The sequence below is a fragment of the Microcoleus sp. AT8-B5 genome, assembly GCF_036705565.1.
Lineage (GTDB): Bacteria > Cyanobacteriota > Cyanobacteriia > Cyanobacteriales > Microcoleaceae > Microcoleus.
In genome coordinates this window covers 243,144-261,183 of sequence record NZ_JAUBUY010000005.1, presented here as the reverse complement: position 1 = coordinate 261,183, position 18,040 = coordinate 243,144, and the positions used below count along the sequence as shown (strand labels likewise).

Genomic DNA, 18,040 nt, shown 5'->3' with positions numbered 1-18,040 from the left:
GTCATCTATATGATGGTAAAAAGAGCCTGCCATTAGATATTGAATTATATAAAAAAGCCGACTCATTACCAGAGGGAGAGGAAGACCCAGAATTCAAGAAAAAGCCAGAAATAGCCATAAATTTAATCGACAAAACCAGAGCGAGAGGCTATAAACCAGGAATAGTGTTGATGGATGCAGGGTATGGTAATAACACCAGTTTTTTACAAGAATTAGAAAACCGAAAATTAAAATATATCGGAGGAATTGCCAAGAATCGCAAAGTAATAATAAAAAAAACAGTAGATGAAACAGAAGAAAGGAGAGTAGATAATTTAGCGAAAGATTTACCTGTAGAAGCTTTCACAAAAATTCAACTGGCTCTCGAACGACCGAGAACAGTATGGGTGGCAATTAAAGAAGTCGAGTTATCAAAATGCACGGGTAAGAAAGTAATAGCTATCGTCATGAATGCAGAAACTTTCGATGCCGCCACTGAAATAGATTATTTGATAAGTAATGTTGACTTATCAACAGCGACAGAGGAGTGGATAGTGAAAACTTATTCACAAAGAAATTGGGTCGAAGTTTTCTATCGGGAAGCCAAGGGCTGGTTGGGGTTAAATGAATATCAAGTCAGAGATGAAATCAGCCTGAAAAGACATTTCATCATGGTGTTTTGTGCCTACACTTTCATTCTCTGGCATACCTTAACAGGAGGATTAAGGCGCAAATGGGCAAATAAACCTTTAAACACTTTTAATGATGCACTTGAAGCATTTCGGACAGCTATATCTTTTAGGTTTGTAAAATGGTTGAACCAAAATTGGGACGTATTCTCCGCTTATAAAGCCAGTTTAGGCTTTGTTTGGGCTTAAAATTTGTTTAAGTCCCGGTAAGACCAAATATTTCATCCTTGGCTGAGTTTCCGTATATTTTATCGCTGCCAGGACTATTGATTTCAGGATAATCTAATACAAACGTCCTAAGCGCAGAGGAAAAAGAGTTTCTGACAGCATTGCTGCTTAGCTTATTTTCTCCTGTATTATCTCCTACACCTCCATAGATGATGTCATTATTTTGCCGGTTGGCATCTTTAGCAAATAACAACAGGGGTTTAGTATTAGGATCGTTGTCAAGACTAAACTGTGCTGTGGCAGTCAAAACCGCCTCGTTTTTTCCAAAAGCATCTTCTTGCCACTCTGTATGTTTAGGAGTATTGAGTTGAAAAAGAGAACCAATATTATCATTGCTTTTTAGCAAATTGTTAAAGAGATTAACAATGTTGCCATGACTAGCTAGAGGATTTTGCTGATCGCGATTCAAGAATAACTTGAATTCTGGCAGTTTAAAATCGACGTAAATTGATTCATCAGCAGTTGCGGCAAATTCTGGTTTGCCGAGTCCGTCATCTGCTAATAGACTACCCCAGAATGCTCGGGAAAAATTCGATACCTTGTTAAAATCAACTGGTGATTGAGTACCATTTCTCTCTTTACTCAAGTCATACCCTATAAAAGGAATAGTAGTTGCATCTCCGGGGGGATCTAAGGCTATTAGAGTGTTAATCCGTTTGGCAGGGTCAATATTTGGATTCCTACGATATTCTGAATTTAAAACATCTTTATCCTCTGTCCCCAGATAAAGTCCAATTTCAGAAGCGACTAAAGAACCTAAACTATGACCTATTAAATTGATATTTGCATTGTCTATTTTCCAAATTCGCTTGAGTACATCAGATGCAAAAGCAGCTACATCACTAATCCATTCAGCCGCAAAGGCTGGCTGTAAAGCTTCTGCTGCATCTTTCCAATCAATGAGTATAACCTGTTTCCCTTCACCGCCCTGATCTTTGGGAGAACCTATTTGCTTTGCTAGCTCTGCTATTGTTGCAGTATCTGTGGAATCATTTTTAAAACCATGAATTACTACATATGTTTCTTTATTTTCCACAAGTTGAGTTGGATTTTGCTCGGGTTTGCCGTCCTTACCTAGTTGCCAAATCCTGATGCTTGCCTTATCAACAGGATTCAAATAATCTTTGTTAATTTCGCTAGCAGTATACTTGCTTTTGGACGCGCCACCTGTATTATTAGTCGTAGGAAGAGTTGTAAGTGGTGAAGTTGAAGTTAGAGTTGGAGTTGGGGGAGTCAGAGTTGGGGGAGTCGGCGCTTGAGTCCGAGTCGCAGATGGGATAGACCCTGCACCAATAATAATATTACTAATACCTGTAATATCTCTATCGAAAGTCCCTTTTCCTGTTGCTGGATCAATAATAATTCGCTTGCGATCTCTTGTGAAACCGACAAGAGTGCTTCCCTCTAATGATAAGCCAATTACATCCTTAAACCCAATATCACCAATTTTAGTGGATTGACCAGTTAAGGAAACCGAAGACAAGGTAGAGGTAAAGGCAATGGTAGATAGATTAACGTCAACCAACAAAAATCGGTTATTGACAGGATCAAATACCATGTCTACAACTGAATCTCCATTCACAGAAAAGTTTGCTATTGATGATAAAGTCGCATCTTGGGGATTAATGGTGTATAATGTAGAGCTATTGGTAGTAGATCTAGGAAAACTAGCTCCGTAAAGTGTGCCATTAGGCAAAAATTCCAGAGCGTCCATGAACAGACCAGAAGGGAAGTTGCCAATCAATGAGGATGAACCTGAGCCGGCATCTAAACTGTATAACTGGTTAGCAATAGTATTCAGGGTCGTAATACTTAAAATCTTGTTGTCATTAGATAAGGCAATATCAAAGAAATTTGAAAAACTTCTGGCGTCAACAAAAGTTCCTATCTTTACAAATCTTCCTAATGGATCAACTGTCCCTATCTCTCCATTCGCGCCACTTATTAGGGATGAGGCAATCCCTAATGAGCTAGTATTAATAGTATAATTTCCTATTTCACCAGAGTTAGCGCTGGTAGCCCGAATGATGTAATCAACGCCGGGAACTTTCGTAAAACTTAGCTGTGAATTCCGACTACCACCTGAGTTATCGTTAAAGGCAATCACTTCACCTGTGGAAGCATTTACCAGTTGTAGGTAACTGTCGATCGCAGTGGAATCCATGTTGACCTGAACTTGCTGCCAATTGGAAAACCCACTCAATGTATAGTCATCCGAGAAGCTACCTAATTTTTTAGGATTTTCAAGATCAGTGCTGCTCAAGCTTTCATCAATCGTCTGTCCTAAGCTAATATTCGTCATAATCCCATCTCCTCACAAATATAGTTGCGTCAAAACCAGCAAAGCCCGCCTAGCAAGCTTTCCTAAATATCTATCAGGGCCTTCATCTGCTTTTTATGCAAATCGCCCTATTCTTGTAACAAAACTTTACATTGCTCCCAAGAGCAGATAAGCTGTATCCCCGATCGCCCGCCAGATGCACCGTCAAACGTACCTGACAACCAAACACATCATTTCACAATACTCCACAATCCTGAATCTGTATAGGCTTAACGGCTCACCATTTGGCTCAACATCAAAGGCTCACTTGGCTCATTTGGCTCATTTGGCTCACCAAATCATGTAACATTCTTTACTAAGGCATAATTTCCGTAGAGGAGTAGCAATGGCAGGTTTGCTCAGAGCATCCGAAGAAGGGCTAAAAATCATTGACATGGTAAGACGCAATCTCGGATGGAATAAAGCAGATGAGCTCTGGTGTCAGGCTGCTCTCACTTCAAAAGCAACTTTAAAGCGATTTTGGACGCAGCAACCAATTAGACGAGAGACTTTTATACACATTTGCAAAGCTGTAGGTGTGAAAAACTGGCAAGACATTGTTGCGCGGGAAATTCAAGAACCAGAATTACTATCAGCCCCGATCGCAGATATCCCCCTAGACAACCAAACCGATCGCACTTTCCCCCTCCCAGAAAACTTACCCCCCGTCAGAAATTGGGTACAGCGCACCAAAGAAATCGACACCTTAAAAACCCTAATCACAGCTCCCCCCCTTACCAATGAATCGCCCACTCTTGCTCCCCCCCTTACCAAGGGGGGGCTGGGGGGGGTTCCCATCGCCATCTCAATTGTCGGATTACCGGGAATCGGCAAAACCACCCTCGTCAGCCAACTAATTCGCCAACTCCACACCGAAAAAACCCCCTTCACCTGCGCCGCTTGGCAATCCTTGCAATCTGCAACAGGCAAAGCACCCCCCTTCGATCGCACAATTGACTCCCTGCTATTCACCCTCTCCAACGGCGACATTACCGCCGCCGTCACTGCTCAAAATGACTGTGGCAAAAAAACCGAAAATCTGCTCAAAATCCTCAGAGAAAAACCTTGCTTACTCGTTTTCGATCGCGCCGACACACTTTTGAAAACAGGAGATGCCAAAGCCGCTGGTTATTTCGCCGAAGATTGTGCAGAATATGCTTGGTTATTCAAACAACTATTAGAAACAGAACATCAAAGCAAAATTATTTTCACCAGTCGCGAAAGCTTAGCCGAATTGCCGTCAACAGTCACCCGCGAAATCCAGCTAAACGGATTGGATCGAGATGCGGCAGTTGCCCTATTGCAATCTTTTAATCTGACTGCAAATCCAGAGGAATTCGCCGAAATGTGCGATCGCTATTCTGGACATCCCAAAGCCTTACAACTCGTCGCAGCCTTGATTCGAGATGATACCGAGTTTCAGGGAAATGTCGGGATTTTTCTGCACCAGAGAGACTGGTTGCTGATTCGAGATATTGAAAGTGCGATCGATGAAATGATAGCGCGTCTGGGCGACGGCTAGCAAACTTGTCTCAGCCGAATTTCTGTCTATCAAACCTCAGAATATCCGCTATCTTTTGCCGGAATTAGCGCTCAAATGCCAGAAGTTAGCAAGTATGAGCTTAAAGAAAATATTATTCAGGCACTCAAACGCAGACAATTGCTATATTACGATCGCCACCTCAAATCCTATCACTTGCATCCCCTAGTCCGAGAAAAGGGCGAGTACCTGCTAAATCAAAACCCTGAAAATCTCCGTACCGCCCACAGCCAAGCCTATAGTTATTATATCAGCATTCCCCTCAAACCAAAATCGGAATGGCAAGAAATCGAGGATATTAAGCCCCTAATCAGAGCGCACTATCATGCTTCTCAAGCACAAGATTTAGATGCAGCAAATGCGATCATTTCTGAAGTCTATGAGTATTTGCGGCAGTGGAATTGTGCTGAGTTAGTATGTGCAAATCTACCGTTGCCATTGTTAACGGAAGTAAAAAACATAACTTTGTAGGGGCGGGTTCACCAATAATAATTGCCCATAATCTACAATCTCATAAACCCGCCCTCGCTGGCGACAATTCCCATGCTACCTGAGATGTTGCACCTGCAGTCAATAAGTTTTTGGGTGGGTTGGGGCGGGTTTATTTAACCTGTCTGCAACTTTTAAAGCTATTGGTGAACCCGCCCCTACTTCACACGAATGGTGCAACATCTCAGATGGTACCGGACATAATATAACCTCTACATTTTGGCTGGTGAAACTATCGAAATAGAGATTTATCCTAACGGGCCATGGAGATACTCTGATGAACCGACCTAATTTTCAAACTATGAGCAGAAAAGAATTGCGAGCTTACGTACTTGCTCATCGAGAAGATAATGAGGCTTTCTATGCTTTTGTCGATCGGCTGCATGAATCTGTAGCCGTAACAGAGGCAGCAGTTGTTAAATGGTTGCATTTGCAGCACCCGCATCAAACTATTAATAAACTTCCCGAAAGCTACTCTAGCTTGACTTTGACAGATTTAGATGGAAATCAAACAGAAGTTAAAATTCAAACGATGGGCAGAGAACTGCCCACCAATAAGCCATTTATAGAGCTTTTAATTAACGACACGATTGCCGAGAGACACAAAGAAATTAGAAAACTTATCACAGTTTGTGTAAGTAAAAATGAATCAAAGTCCCAACAGCTAGAAACAGAACTGACAGAAGCAAATTTTTCCATCCACGTCCAATCTTCGCTGGTAGTTGGCTATATTAAAACCGGAGGAACATTTCAGAGCCTGTAGGGCGCGCCAATTGCGGGAAAAGGTACGCTACAGCAGTTAAAATACTATTATCAGCGCAATTGGTTCATACCCATGCCCATTTATCACTTCAACCGCCTAACCGCCAAATTTTTTAGCAAGCTTCCCCTGCGAACGGTTCTGATTGTTCCGTTTGTTTTGCAAACGGTAAGTGTAGTTGGGCTAGTGAGCTTTCTTTCTTTCAAAAGTGGTCAGGAATCAATCGAGGATGTAGCACATCAGTTAATCGAACAAGTAGGAGAACGTACCCGCGATCGCCTTACGGATAATAATGGGCCCTCGGCAATCAATACCTTTTTGGCTAGGCTGCAATTCTCGGCGTCAGGACAAACTTTTATTATGGATCGATCGGGAAATCTGATTGCCACATCCACACTAGAAACACCCTTGGTGACGCCAACAACAAAAAAACAACCGACGCCATTGCTAGCCACCAACAGCAAGGATGCCCGCACGCGAGATATTGCTAGACAACTCGCCAACCGATTTGGCAACTTCCGCGCGCTGCAAACAACTCAGAAATTGACCTTAGCGATCGAGGGCCATAGGCAGTTTGTCCGCGTCACTCCCTATCGAGATTTCCGTGGTTTGGATTGGTTGATTGTGGTAGTAGTGCCAGAGTCTGATTTCATGGCTCGCATTCAAGCAAATACGCGCCATACATTGTGGTTATTGATCGGTACACTGCCACTGGCGATCGCGATCGGATTTTTGACTTCCCGTTGGGTAACAAAGCCAATTATGCGTTTGAATACCGCCGCCAAAAATGTTGCCACAGGAAAATGGGATCAACCTTTAGAAATTACACGCTTGGATGAAGTCGGATATCTCGCCAATTCCTTCAATTTTATGGCAGCGCAACTGCAACAGGCTTTTACAGACCAAAATTTTTTAAATGAAGCTTTAGCGCAAAGAGAGAGCCAACTCAAGCAATTTATCGAAGCCATACCTGCGGGAGTATCTATCCACGATGCTTCGGGTAAAGTCGTGTACTTCAACCAAACTGCCAAGCATTGGCTCGGCGTAGAAACTATTCCCGATGCAACTTTAGAAAAAGCAGTAGAAGTTTATCAAATCTACCGCCAAAACCAGCCGTATCCAACGGAAGAACTGCCCGCATTCCGAGCACTGCGCGGTGAAACAGTATTCGTTGAAGATGTAGAACTTCATCGAGATGGGCAATTTATTCCTTTTGAGGTGCGCGCCACACCAATTTTTGACGAAGGCGGAAATATTGTTTATGCCATCAATGCTTTTTATAACATCGCACAGCGCAAACAATCTGAAAAAATATTAACTGACTACAATCACACTTTAGCCGCCGAAGTTGCCGAACGTACCGCTGCTTTAGGTCGTGCTAACGAACTATTACAATATGAAATTGCTGAGCGCAAATTGCTCGAACAAAAACTTTCCACTTCTACTGAGCAAATTGTGAAAATATTTGAGTCGATTACAGATATTGTATTAATTTTTGAGATTCAAGAAGAAACCATCCAAATTATACCAACTAAGGGAATTTTTCAATACAACTATAATACGAATCAGATCGACTCCATCATCGAACATTTTTTTAATGAGGCAAGGAAGGAGATTTATTTTGCTCAAGTTCGACAGGCATTGGAAACCCAACAAACTATAAGTTTTGATTACAGTCTGCCGATTAATAACCAAGAAGTTTGGTTTGCTGCTAAAATTTCGCCGCTTTCCGATAGCTCTGCGGTTTGGGTAGCGCGCGACATTAGCGATCGCCAGTTAGCCGAATCCCGACTGCTGGAAGCCCAAAAAATTGCCCGTATTGGCAGTTGGGAATACGATATTGCCACAGCAACAACTACTTGGAGTGAAGAACTCTATCGCATTTATGAGCTCGATTCTACTCAAAAACCGCTGCCAAACGAACAATTAATCGAGCGTTTTCATCCAGAAGATCGATCGCGCTATCTGACAATGGTGCGCGATCAAGCGATGAAGGGACAAAGCTTTGAAATCGATCTGCGGCTAATCCGAAGAGATGGCTCGCTCACTTACATTGAAGTCCGAGGGAAACCTGTTTATGATGAAAAACGGCAGTTGCTCCGTTTGTTCGGCACTGTCTTGGATATTAGCGATCGCAAACAAGCCGAGTCAGCTTTGCGAGAAAGCGCCCAGGGAGAACAAGCCATCGCCCGCAGCATCGATCGCATCCGTCAATCCTTAGATATTGACACAATATTCAAAACCACAACCTCTGAACTGCGACAAACCCTAAAATGCGATCGTGTCGGTATCTATCGCTTTAATCCTGATTGGAGTGGCGAATTTGTTGCCGAGTCAATGGCTCCAGGCTGGATATCTCTGATGCAAAAACCCGACGATGGTAATGTGCCAAACACTCTCGTCGAACACTCTCGCTGTACCGTGAAAACTATGCAAGCCTCCAGTGAACCAGTGCTGGATACCTATCTACAAAGAAATCAAGGTGGTATGTATGCTAGAGGCGTTCCTTACCGCATAATTGAAGACATATACAGCGCTGGGTTGAGTCCTTGTTACCTAGAACTTTTAAAACAATTTCAAGCTAGAGCCTACGTTATTTTCCCCATATTTTGTGGCAGTCAACTTTGGGGTTTGCTCGCCAGCTATCAAAATTCTGCACCCCGCACTTGGCGCGAAGCAGAAATCAATATAGCGCTGCAAATTAGCACTCAACTAGGCGTCGCCTTACAACAAGCTCAATTGCTCGAAGCCACTCAACAGCAAGCAGTACAGCTTCAACAAGCCGCCTGGGCCGCAGAAGCCGCCAACCTTGCCAAAAGCACTTTTCTGGCAAATATGAGCCACGAACTCCGCACCCCGCTAAACGCAATTCTGGGATTCTCGCAATTGATGCAGCGCTCTACCAACCTCACTCGCGAACAACAGGAAAATATCCGCATTATCAACCGCAGCGGAGAACACTTGCTAGCTCTGATCAATCAAATATTAGATTTAGCCAAAATAGAGGGGGGACGGATTACAATCAATCCAACAGACTTTCAATTAAGCAGCCTGTTGAACGATCTCGAAGAGATGTTTAAACTCCAGGCAAGGGAGCAACAATTGCAGTTAATCATTGACTGCTCTAGCGAAATTACCGAATACGTGCAAACAGATCAAATGAAATTGCGTCAAGTTTTAATTAATCTGCTTTCTAACGCCATTAAATTTACCATACAAGGAGTAATTAGGTTAAGAGTAAGTGCATTTATAGACAGTGAAAATCAGCAATTACCCATCAGTAATTACAAATTACATTTTGAAATAGAAGACACGGGCTCCGGCATAGCTGCTGATGAGTTAGATAAGCTCTTTCAACCCTTTGTGCAAACCAAAACAGGAACCAAATCTCAGCAAGGAACAGGCTTGGGGCTGGCTATCAGCCAACAGTTTATCAAGCTGATGGGCGGCGTGATTACTGTACGCAGTGAAGTTGGACGCGGCACCACCTTCGCGTTTGATATCCCCGTCAGCGCCGTTGATGCGCCTGCGACTCAACCCGTACACGAACCGCGTCGGGTGATAGCCCTGGAACGCAACCAGCCACGCTATCGTATTTTGATTGTGGACGATCGATCGGACAACCGCCAACTGTTGCTCAAACTCCTCGCTGGCTTTAACTTTGAACTCGAAGAAGCCAGCAATGGCATGGAAGCTATTGAAATGTGGTCGAGTTTTGAGCCACACTTAATTTTTATGGATATGTGGATGCCCCTGATGGATGGACATGAAGCGACCAAACGCATTAAAGCCACCGTTAAAGGTCAAGCTACGGCAATTATTGCCGTGAGTGCCGGTAACGCCGAGGAAGCGCAAACGGTTACTGTATCAGATGATTGCGATGACTTTATCCACAAACCCTTCGGAGATACAGAAATTTTTGCCACCCTGCACAAACATCTGGGAGTGCGTTACATTTACGATGAACCGGAGAGTGTTCCCGATTCAACTCAAATCGAGGCTCCGACTCCAGAGACTCTGGCAGCTTTACCCGCAGATTGGCTGGCAGCTTTAGAGAAAGCCACAATTGAGTGCGATTTAGAGTTAATTCTGATCCAAATTGAGCAAATTCGCGATCGTAATGACGCTTTAGCTAGCGCCCTAGCCACATTGGCTAACGAGTTTCAGTTCAATCAAATACTAGCTCTCATCCATCCCGAAACGAAAGAGAATTGATATTATACCCGGTTCGTAGTGAGTACGATCGTCCTTATAAAACCCCATCGGGCGATCGTACTCACTACAAACCTATAAAGGTTATTTTACCAAACTAGATATGAATTACGAACCAACTCCCGTCTTAAAAGGGAATATTTTAATTGTTGATGATATTCCGGCTAATTTGCAACTTTTAGCTCAAATACTCTCGCAGCAAGGGTACAAAACACGCACCGCACCCGACGGCAAACTAGCGCTGCGGTCGATCGAATTAACTCCTCCTGACTTGATTTTGCTCGACATCATGATGCCCGGTATGGACGGCTACCAAGTCTGCCAAGCATTGAAAGCTTCTCCCACAACCAAGGACATTCCAGTTATTTTTATCAGTGCTTTGAATGAAGTATTAGATAAAGTCAAAGCCTTTGAAGTTGGCGGTATAGATTATATCACAAAACCGTTTCACGAACAAGAAGTTCTCGCCCGCGTTTCCAATCAACTCGTACAGCGCCAGTTGTTCCAGCAAACACAATCCTACGCCCAGCAACTCGAACAAACCGTAACTGAACTAAAGAAAACTCAAGCTCAGTTAATACAGAAGGAAAAAATGGCTTCTTTAGGTCAGCTAGCGGCAGGAATTGCTCACGAAATCAACAATCCCGTCAGCTTTATCTACGGCAATATTTCTCTAGCGGCGGAGTATGCGCGAGATTTGCTTCGCCTCGTCGAATTGTACCGACATTACTACCCCCACCCCGTTGCAGAAATTATCGGCGAATTGGATGAGATTCAACCCGAATTCATCGCAGAGGATTATCCAAAACTGCTGAATTCGATGACAGAGGGTGCTTCTCGGATTAGCGAAATTGTGATGTCTTTGCGGAAATTCACCCGCCTTGGCGAACAAAAGTACAAGCCAGTGGATATTCATGAAAGCATAGACAATACTTTAGTTATTTTGCAACATCGACTAAAGGGAACACACAAAGCTGGGGAGATAGAGGTCATTAAAAACTACAGCCAACTGCCAAGAGTCACCTGTTATGCCAGTGAGTTAAATCAGGTGTTCATGAACCTGCTAAGTAATGCTATTGATGCCCTGGAAAATCAATCGTCTCCCCGAAAAATTACCATCAGCACTTCAGTAGGTTTTGAGTCAGAAGCTGCGCTGCACAATCAAGATTCAATATTAGCCACTCACAACTATAAATCCGTTATTATTCACATTGCCGATAACGGTTGTGGGATGAGTGAGGAAGTGCGCCACCAGATATTTGACCCATTTTTTACTACGAAGCCTGTAGGCCGCGGTACTGGATTAGGGTTGGCAATCAGTCACGATATTGTAGTGGAAAAACATCGAGGTCAAATCAGTTGTATTTCTGCTCCGGGCCGAGGAACCGAGTTAATTTTGCAGATTCCGATATCTGTTAAATTTTAATACATTTCAACATTTTAAAATTTAACCGACCCAGAGAATATATGAGATAGATTGTACACGAGCATCTGTTTAAGGTAAAACCGATATTCCGTCAGTCCGTCAGGGGTTGAAACCCCTGCCTCAAAGTGAAAGTCCTCTAAAAGAGGACTGAATAATTTATTAAGCTGTTGGGCCTTTAAATTGTCTGTCAAAAAAAATCCAAGTCTTGTGGGGAGTAGGTGTTGGGCGTCCCGCCCGCCCAAAAATACAATCTAGATTCGTAACAGCTTAGTCCTCTTTTAGAGGACTTTCGCTATTAGACAGGGAATTCATTCCCTGGCGGACTGCCGGGTGAGCGGTATTTACTTTAAATCCAGCAATCCGCTAGTTTTCAGCTTGGGATTAAACCGGATTTCTTCTGTTACGCCGCGAGTTTTCAGCAGCGCGAAAATTTCATTTTCCACGCGCCGCGCGACATTTTTCAACAATTTATCTTTGGCAATTTCATCGGCGAAGATACCTTCATAATTTGCCGTTTCTTGGGCAGTCATTACAGTTTTTGTGTCGATGGGCTCGTTCCACTTGGCAGCATCGGCACCGTTACCTTGGGGTTGGGAACCGTTTTCGGCAATCCAACTTTCTCTAATGCTTTCTAGAATCGTGCGGCTGGGCTTGTCAATAGTTTGGACTTTCAGCCAGTAGCAATATTGGGTTTGGCGTACCAAATGCTGTTTGAGGCTGAGGTAAATGTCGCGAGAATAGCCGACAAATTGCAGGACTTTATCGCTGTCAAAAATTGCGTAAACGCCGATTTTTCCCTGGACAAAATCGGGCAATTTCCCCTCGGAGTCTATGTATGGAATGAATTCTAAGCTGGCGAGAGATTGAATGTCTTCTGTCATCCGATTTTAGATTTTAGATTTTAGATTTTAGATTAAACCACAGATGAACCAGCCTTTACCTAATTCTTAAAAACTCGATAGATTGCACAGAGGCGGCTGGGTTTAAATATTTTGGCTTGGAACATGAAATTAGGCGGGACGTTGACGATCGCAAAATCGCTCGATTGATGATACTTTTCAAATTCCGCAGGCATTCCCTTCGGCGTCTCGCTGCTGTAAGGGACTGGCTGAAACAGTAACTCGGCAAACTCAATGCGCGAGCATTGCAATTGTAGCGCTATTTGTTGGAGAAAGCTTTCACCGGTTAATAAACCGAACAGTGCTGTTTTAGCATCGGGTTCGAGGACAAAACTGCTATCGTAGCTTTCAATAATCTTAAGACCCATTTTCTGTATACTCCTGACAGACGGCGGTTAACGGTTATCGGTTAAGTGTTTTGAGCGATCGACTTAATCCTGAATTTTACCTGAGATTGACCGTTTTGAAGGCAGAAGGTCAATCGATTTTAGATTTTAGATTTTAGATTTTAGATTTTAGAATTGAAGCATTGACTTGCGCGAGATGAATCACGTGGCGGGTATCCTGGATGCTTTCGGTGAAATAAAATACCACAATCAGGAAATTTTGACAAATAGGCCTGATTTATTTGCCGATCGCTTTTATCATGTCGGTATCGCCATCTATCCGACTACGACTAAAAGGCTATGCAGAAGATTGAAAAAGCATCATTCCCAGCTTCCAGAAGTGGCCCGAACCAGCCGGACTGGCTAGAATTGGTAGAATACGCCTCTGTTGCTGGTTCCGCTATTGGCACGATTGCTGCAGGATTGTCGGGCCAAATTGTCTACGCTGCCGCCCCCTTAACCGCAGCACTATCGATAAATCTCGCCAATCGCCAGCGTTTCGAGCAACAAATGCAACAAAAGGCAAATTCTGCGATTACGGACGTACAGGCCGCAGTAGAACGTCGATCGCAGCAAGTTCAGATACTACCTGGAGAACCTGCGGAACTCTACACCGCCGTCTCCGACTTACAGCAGAAACTAAGCGGCTTGGAATCCGGGGCCATAGCCGAGGTACAAGCTGCCGTAGCCTCCCTCGAACGCCAAGCCCAGGCGCTTCCGGCCGACTCTCAGGATTTCAACACGCAACTGTCAGATTTGCAGCAAAAACTCCGCATTTTGGAAAATAGTGCCCTGAGAGAGCATGATTGGGAAAATGTCAACGTCCGATTTTTATTGATGGGCGAACAGTTAACTGAAGTTAAAACTATTACGGCTCAGTTACAGGAGCGATCGAACGAAGTAGACTTTGATACAATCCAAGGTTCTCTCCAGCAATTGCAGGACTTGCTCGATCGACCCACAATAGACACAGGGATGCTGCAAACCGAGATTCAGCAGTTGCAGCAGCAAGTGTCCGAATTGCAGAGACAAAATCAAGAAATTGTCAAGCCTTATTTGCAGCGTCTGACTCGCGCCGTGAAGAAACTATCAGCAAATTAGTCTTACTTATTCGTTTTTCGTAGGGTGCAGCGCGGGCATCTTCCCGCAGTCTTTTGTAGGGTGCGCCGGGCCGCGCACCTTACCAATTACCCATTACCCGTTACTAAATTTTTGCCAAGCTTGCCAGAAAACATAAATCGATAACACTGCCAAGAGCGATCGAAAAGCTAAACTAACAATACGATCGGGCAATCTCGGCAAAAACCGCGTACTCACCTGCGCGCCCAACAAACCGCCGCCGCCAAGAATTAACCCCACAACCCACAAAACATTCCCGCGCGCCGCGTGTCCCGCCGTCGCCGAAATTGCCGTGATGACGATGACGCCCAAGCTGGTTTGAATTGCGGTTTTAATGCTTTCTCCTAACAGCAAAATTTGCAGGGGAACCATAATTACGCCGCCGCCTACGCCGAACAAACCCGCTAATAAACCCGCCGCACTGCCGGTAGCAATTTTAGCAAAAGTTGGATGGAATAAAATATTGGAATTATTGGGTAATTCGTGATTAGTAATTGGTAATTGAGCATTTTCTCCTTGTCCCGCTTGTCCTCCCAGTTCCCCTTGTTCTAGTTCCGCTTTCTTCTTAGCTGTCAGGTGCTTGCGAACTTCAATCAAATAAATATTCAACCACAGCAACAACCCAAAAGTAAGTAACAGCAAGTAAGGCGGAAATATCCCCGCCAAATAAGCACCGATTTGTGCGGTGATGACGGCGGGAAATCCGATGCCTGCGACTTGACTCAAGTTGAGGTAGCCCATGCGCCAATTCTGGATGCTGCCAGAAATAGCTGTAATCACGATCGACAAACCGCTAGTAGCAACCGCTTGCACCGGAGCGTAATTGAGAGCCACCAGCAAAGGCACGAGCACCGTACCGCCGCCGATACCCAAAAATCCAGCTAGAATTCCGGCAAAAATTCCCGCCGCACCCAACATCAATAATTCAGTGATAGTCATTAGTCATTAGTCATTAGTCAGTAGTCATTAGTCATTAGTCAGTAGTCAGTAGTCAGTAGTCATTAGTCATTAGTCAGTAGTCAGTAGTCAGTAGTCATTAGTCATTAGTCATTAGTCAACAATCAACAATCAACAATCAACAGTCAACAGTCAACAATCAAATTTTAAGAATCATTAGTCGTGCCATCGGGCATAATTGCCCGCCTCAAATCTGCATCGCGGAAGTTAGTTCGATTGAGATTAGCATCAATCAAAACCGCTTCCACCAAAACAGCCCCGCTAAAATTAGACCAGCACAGCTTGGCACGGTACAAATTAGCACCGCTCAAATTAGCTCTTGCCAACGTTGACCAACTAACATTAGCAACTCTCAAATTAGCATTGCTCAGATTAGCGTCGGTGAGATTAGCTCCAACCATCGTTACTTGGCGCAAGTCTGCACCAGCCAAGTTTGCCCCGCTCACCATCGCCCCGCTGAGAATTGCCTGATTTAGGTTAGCTCTTTCTAAAAGCGACTCGCTGAGGATGGCATTTGTCAGGTTTACCGCTTTGAGAGTTGACCAACTCAAATTTGCCTTCATCAAATTAATGCGAATCATGCTAGCCTCGGTTAAGTTGGCCGCAAACAAATTCGCTTCGGTAAAGTTGGCTTCGGTCAAATTAGCTTCCGTCAAATTAGCCTTAGTCATGTTGACTTCTCTGGCCATTGAGCCGCGCAGGTTGGCTCCCATCAGGTTAGCCCCGCTGAGATTGGCACGGCTCAAATCGGTACCGATGAGATTTGCTTCGCTGAGGTTGGCTTCCGTCAAGTCCACCCCTGCCAATTTCACCTCGCGCAAGTTCGCTCCCGTCAGGTTAGCGCCTTTGAGGTTTGCGTCTTGGAAATTCGATCGGGTAAAGTTAGCCTCGCTGAGGTTTACCCCTTTTAAGTCTGCCCCGACGAGGTTAATCTCTCGAAAATTTCTTTCTCCGGCCGCATATTGCCTCAGAATTCGATCGGCCTCCATGTCATTCGCCTCGCAATTTTTTTTAAACGTTAGAGTGATGGGTGTTACCACATCATCCCAGATAACCACGGTATTCACTCTGCACGCTGTAGTATCTGTAGAATCTTTGCATTGCTTTCCGGGCACTGCGGTGCCACTGCCTCTTAAAAGGCCTGACAAATATGAACGCTTCTGAGAAAATTAAAAATAGCGTAAAACTCTCGGCACTGGGCAGTCAACAGCCAGCGGCAAAGAAAAACAGACAACAGACAACAGAACAACCGACAACTAACTGACAAAGGAAATTTTAAAATGCCTGAAAATTTGAGAAGCCAAGCTGTGACTGGAGGCGTGCAGCGCGCGCCCAACCGAGCAATGCTGCGGGCAGTCGGTTTTGGTGACGGCGATTTCACCAAGCCGATTGTGGGGATTGCCAACGGGTACAGCACGATTACGCCCTGCAACATGGGATTAAACGACCTCGCTTTGCGGGCTATTGCGGGTGCAAAGGAAGCTGGGGCGATGCCGCAGATGTTCGGTACGATTACTATCAGCGACGGAATCTCGATGGGAACAGAAGGGATGAAATATTCTCTGGTGTCGAGAGATGTGATTGCGGATTCCATCGAAACTGTTTGCAACGGCCAAAGTATGGACGGGGTGCTGGCTGTCGGCGGTTGCGATAAAAATATGCCGGGGGCGATGATTGCGATCGCCCGCATGAACATTCCTGCTATTTTTGTTTACGGCGGCACGATCAAACCAGGACACCACAACGGACGCGATTTAACCGTTGTCAGCGCTTTTGAAGCAGTCGGCCAATTCAGCGCGGGCAAAATTGACGAAACAGAACTCAATGCAGTCGAACAAAAAGCTTGTCCGGGTGCGGGTTCCTGTGGCGGAATGTTCACAGCAAATACCATGTCGAGCGCTTTTGAAGTGATGGGCATGAGTTTGCCTTATTCTTCGACAATGGCTGCTGAGGATGCCGAAAAAGCTGACAGCGCTGCCGAATCTGCAAAAGTGCTGGTGGAAGCTGTCCGCAAACAGTTGTTACCGAGCCAAATTTTGACACGCAAGGCCTTTGAAAATGCGATCGCCGTCATCATGGCAGTCGGCGGTTCAACCAACGCTGTGCTGCATTTATTAGCCATTTCCAATGCGATCGGCGTTGAACTGTCCCTCGACGATTTTGAAACTATTCGAGCAAAAGTACCAGTGCTGTGCGACCTCAAACCCAGCGGCAAATACGTAGCAACCGATTTGCACACAGCCGGCGGCATTCCTCAAGTAATGAAAATGCTGCTAGAACAGGGTTTGCTGCACGGCGACGCCCTGACAATTACCGGTCAAACTGTTGCCGAAGTGTTAGCAGATATTCCAGCCGAACCCCGCGCCGACCAAGATGTCATCCGCCCTTGGAACAACCCGCTTTACGCCCAAGGACATTTAGCAATTCTCAGGGGAAATCTGGCAACAGAAGGAGCCGTTGCTAAAATTACTGGCGTTAAAAAACCGCAAATTACCGGCCCGGCGCGGGTATTTGAATCTGAAGAAAATTGTTTGGATGCAATTTTAGCAGGCAAAATTCAAGCCGGAGATGTGATTATCATCCGCTACGAAGGGCCCAAAGGCGGGCCGGGAATGCGCGAAATGTTAGCACCAACTTCGGCAATTATTGGCGCAGGTTTAGGCGATTCTGTCGGGTTAATTACTGACGGTCGCTTCTCGGGCGGAACTTACGGCATGGTGGTCGGTCACGTTGCACCAGAAGCACAAGTAGGAGGCACAATTGCTCTGGTAAAAGAGGGCGATTCGATTACGATTGATGCTAACAATCGCTTGTTGCAGCTCAATGTTTCTGATGCAGAATTGGAGCAGCGGCGCGCTCTTTGGCAGCCTCCTAAACCTCGCTATACTAGGGGCGTTTTGGCTAAATATGCTAAGTTGGTTTCTTCTAGCAGTGTCGGTGCTGTGACTGATTTGGGTTTGGGTTAAACTAGGAATTTTTTTTAACCGCAGATGAAGCCAGATAAACGCAGAGGAACGCAGATAAAATCCTATCTGC

The 18,040-nt window shown here is 44.8% G+C and carries 13 protein-coding genes and 1 pseudogene; 9 read left to right on the top strand and 5 right to left on the bottom strand.

Translation table 11 applies throughout. The annotated features are described in order from the left end of the window. A partial coding sequence (locus tag QUB39_RS06200; RefSeq protein ID WP_333240427.1) for an IS701 family transposase occupies positions 1–857 on the top strand: 857 nt, incomplete at its 5' end. Between the two features lie 7 nt (positions 858–864). Here the strand turns inward: QUB39_RS06200 and QUB39_RS06195 are convergent. Next, a complete protein-coding gene (locus QUB39_RS06195) occupies positions 865–3,198 on the bottom strand; it encodes a hypothetical protein (protein WP_333208190.1) in 2,334 nt (777 codons plus the stop codon). A gap of 364 nt (positions 3,199–3,562) precedes the next feature. On the opposite strand from QUB39_RS06195, the gene QUB39_RS06190 reads away from it, so the two are divergent. The 6 genes and pseudogenes from QUB39_RS06190 (at position 3,563) to QUB39_RS06170 (ending at position 11,643) form a co-directional block, all read left to right on the top strand. Then, a complete protein-coding gene (locus tag QUB39_RS06190; RefSeq protein ID WP_333208191.1) occupies positions 3,563–4,738 on the top strand; it encodes an NB-ARC domain-containing protein in 1,176 nt (391 codons plus the stop codon). A 75-nt stretch (positions 4,739–4,813) separates the two neighbouring features. Then, positions 4,814–5,227 carry a hypothetical protein gene (locus QUB39_RS06185; RefSeq protein ID WP_333208192.1) on the top strand — a complete coding sequence of 138 codons (414 nt, stop codon included), beginning with the start codon at positions 4,814–4,816 and terminating at the stop codon, positions 5,225–5,227. Between the two features lie 228 nt (positions 5,228–5,455). After that, positions 5,456–5,536: pseudogene (locus tag QUB39_RS30530) on the top strand (DUF6888 family protein); the annotation flags it as partial. Beyond that, on the top strand, positions 5,523–6,008 hold the full coding sequence (locus QUB39_RS06180) for a DUF6887 family protein (RefSeq protein ID WP_333057501.1): 486 nt from the start codon (positions 5,523–5,525) through the stop codon (positions 6,006–6,008). The pseudogene QUB39_RS30530 and the gene QUB39_RS06180, both read left to right, overlap by 14 nt. Before the next feature lie 72 nt (positions 6,009–6,080). Then, on the top strand, positions 6,081–10,220 hold the full coding sequence (locus QUB39_RS06175; RefSeq protein ID WP_333208194.1) for an ATP-binding protein: 4,140 nt from the start codon (positions 6,081–6,083) through the stop codon (positions 10,218–10,220). 100 nt (positions 10,221–10,320) lie between these two features. Continuing rightward, complete coding sequence (locus QUB39_RS06170; protein ID WP_333208195.1) at positions 10,321–11,643, top strand: response regulator; 1,323 nt, start codon at positions 10,321–10,323, stop codon at positions 11,641–11,643. A 341-nt stretch (positions 11,644–11,984) separates the two neighbouring features. Here the strand turns inward: QUB39_RS06170 and QUB39_RS06165 are convergent, their stop codons facing one another. Both QUB39_RS06165 and QUB39_RS06160 read right to left on the bottom strand, forming a co-directional pair. Beyond that, a complete protein-coding gene (locus QUB39_RS06165) occupies positions 11,985–12,524 on the bottom strand; it encodes a GIY-YIG nuclease family protein (protein ID WP_333056630.1) in 540 nt (179 codons plus the stop codon). A gap of 59 nt (positions 12,525–12,583) precedes the next feature. Beyond that, entirely contained in the window at positions 12,584–12,910 is a 327-nt protein-coding gene (locus tag QUB39_RS06160) for a hypothetical protein (RefSeq protein ID WP_333056631.1), read from the bottom strand. Between the two features lie 318 nt (positions 12,911–13,228). Here QUB39_RS06160 and QUB39_RS06155 point away from each other — a divergent pair, with 318 nt between their 5' ends. Then, a complete protein-coding gene (locus QUB39_RS06155) occupies positions 13,229–14,029 on the top strand; it encodes a hypothetical protein (protein ID WP_333208196.1) in 801 nt (266 codons plus the stop codon). A 93-nt stretch (positions 14,030–14,122) separates the two neighbouring features. Here the strand turns inward: QUB39_RS06155 and QUB39_RS06150 are convergent, their stop codons facing one another. Together QUB39_RS06150 and QUB39_RS06145 are read right to left on the bottom strand one after the other, a co-directional pair. Then, positions 14,123–14,986, bottom strand: coding sequence for a sulfite exporter TauE/SafE family protein (locus QUB39_RS06150; protein WP_333056634.1), 864 nt, complete (start codon positions 14,984–14,986; stop codon positions 14,123–14,125). 164 nt (positions 14,987–15,150) lie between these two features. Next, on the bottom strand, positions 15,151–15,993 hold the full coding sequence (locus QUB39_RS06145; RefSeq protein WP_333056685.1) for a pentapeptide repeat-containing protein: 843 nt from the start codon (positions 15,991–15,993) through the stop codon (positions 15,151–15,153). 291 nt (positions 15,994–16,284) lie between these two features. Between QUB39_RS06145 and ilvD the strand changes: the two genes are divergently transcribed. Then, positions 16,285–17,970 (top strand): dihydroxy-acid dehydratase, encoded by a 1,686-nt coding sequence (gene ilvD, locus QUB39_RS06140; RefSeq protein ID WP_333056635.1) that lies wholly within the window; start codon positions 16,285–16,287, stop codon positions 17,968–17,970. Positions 17,971–18,040 lie beyond the last annotated feature (70 nt).

Coding starts and splice junctions, on each gene's coding strand:
- ilvD (WP_333056635.1), top strand. CDS start 16,285: ATGCCTGAAAATTTGAGAAGCCAAGCTGTGACTGGAGGCGTGCAGCGC.
- QUB39_RS06185 (WP_333208192.1), top strand. CDS start 4,814: ATGCCAGAAGTTAGCAAGTATGAGCTTAAAGAAAATATTATTCAGGCA.
- QUB39_RS06170 (WP_333208195.1), top strand. CDS start 10,321: ATGAATTACGAACCAACTCCCGTCTTAAAAGGGAATATTTTAATTGTT.
- QUB39_RS06145 (WP_333056685.1), bottom strand. CDS start 15,993: ATGGAGGCCGATCGAATTCTGAGGCAATATGCGGCCGGAGAAAGAAAT.
- QUB39_RS06155 (WP_333208196.1), top strand. CDS start 13,229: ATGCAGAAGATTGAAAAAGCATCATTCCCAGCTTCCAGAAGTGGCCCG.
- QUB39_RS06160 (WP_333056631.1), bottom strand. CDS start 12,910: ATGGGTCTTAAGATTATTGAAAGCTACGATAGCAGTTTTGTCCTCGAA.
- QUB39_RS06190 (WP_333208191.1), top strand. CDS start 3,563: ATGGCAGGTTTGCTCAGAGCATCCGAAGAAGGGCTAAAAATCATTGAC.
- QUB39_RS06195 (WP_333208190.1), bottom strand. CDS start 3,198: ATGACGAATATTAGCTTAGGACAGACGATTGATGAAAGCTTGAGCAGC.
- QUB39_RS06180 (WP_333057501.1), top strand. CDS start 5,523: ATGAACCGACCTAATTTTCAAACTATGAGCAGAAAAGAATTGCGAGCT.
- QUB39_RS06150 (WP_333056634.1), bottom strand. CDS start 14,986: ATGACTATCACTGAATTATTGATGTTGGGTGCGGCGGGAATTTTTGCC.
- QUB39_RS06165 (WP_333056630.1), bottom strand. CDS start 12,524: ATGACAGAAGACATTCAATCTCTCGCCAGCTTAGAATTCATTCCATAC.
- QUB39_RS06175 (WP_333208194.1), top strand. CDS start 6,081: ATGCCCATTTATCACTTCAACCGCCTAACCGCCAAATTTTTTAGCAAG.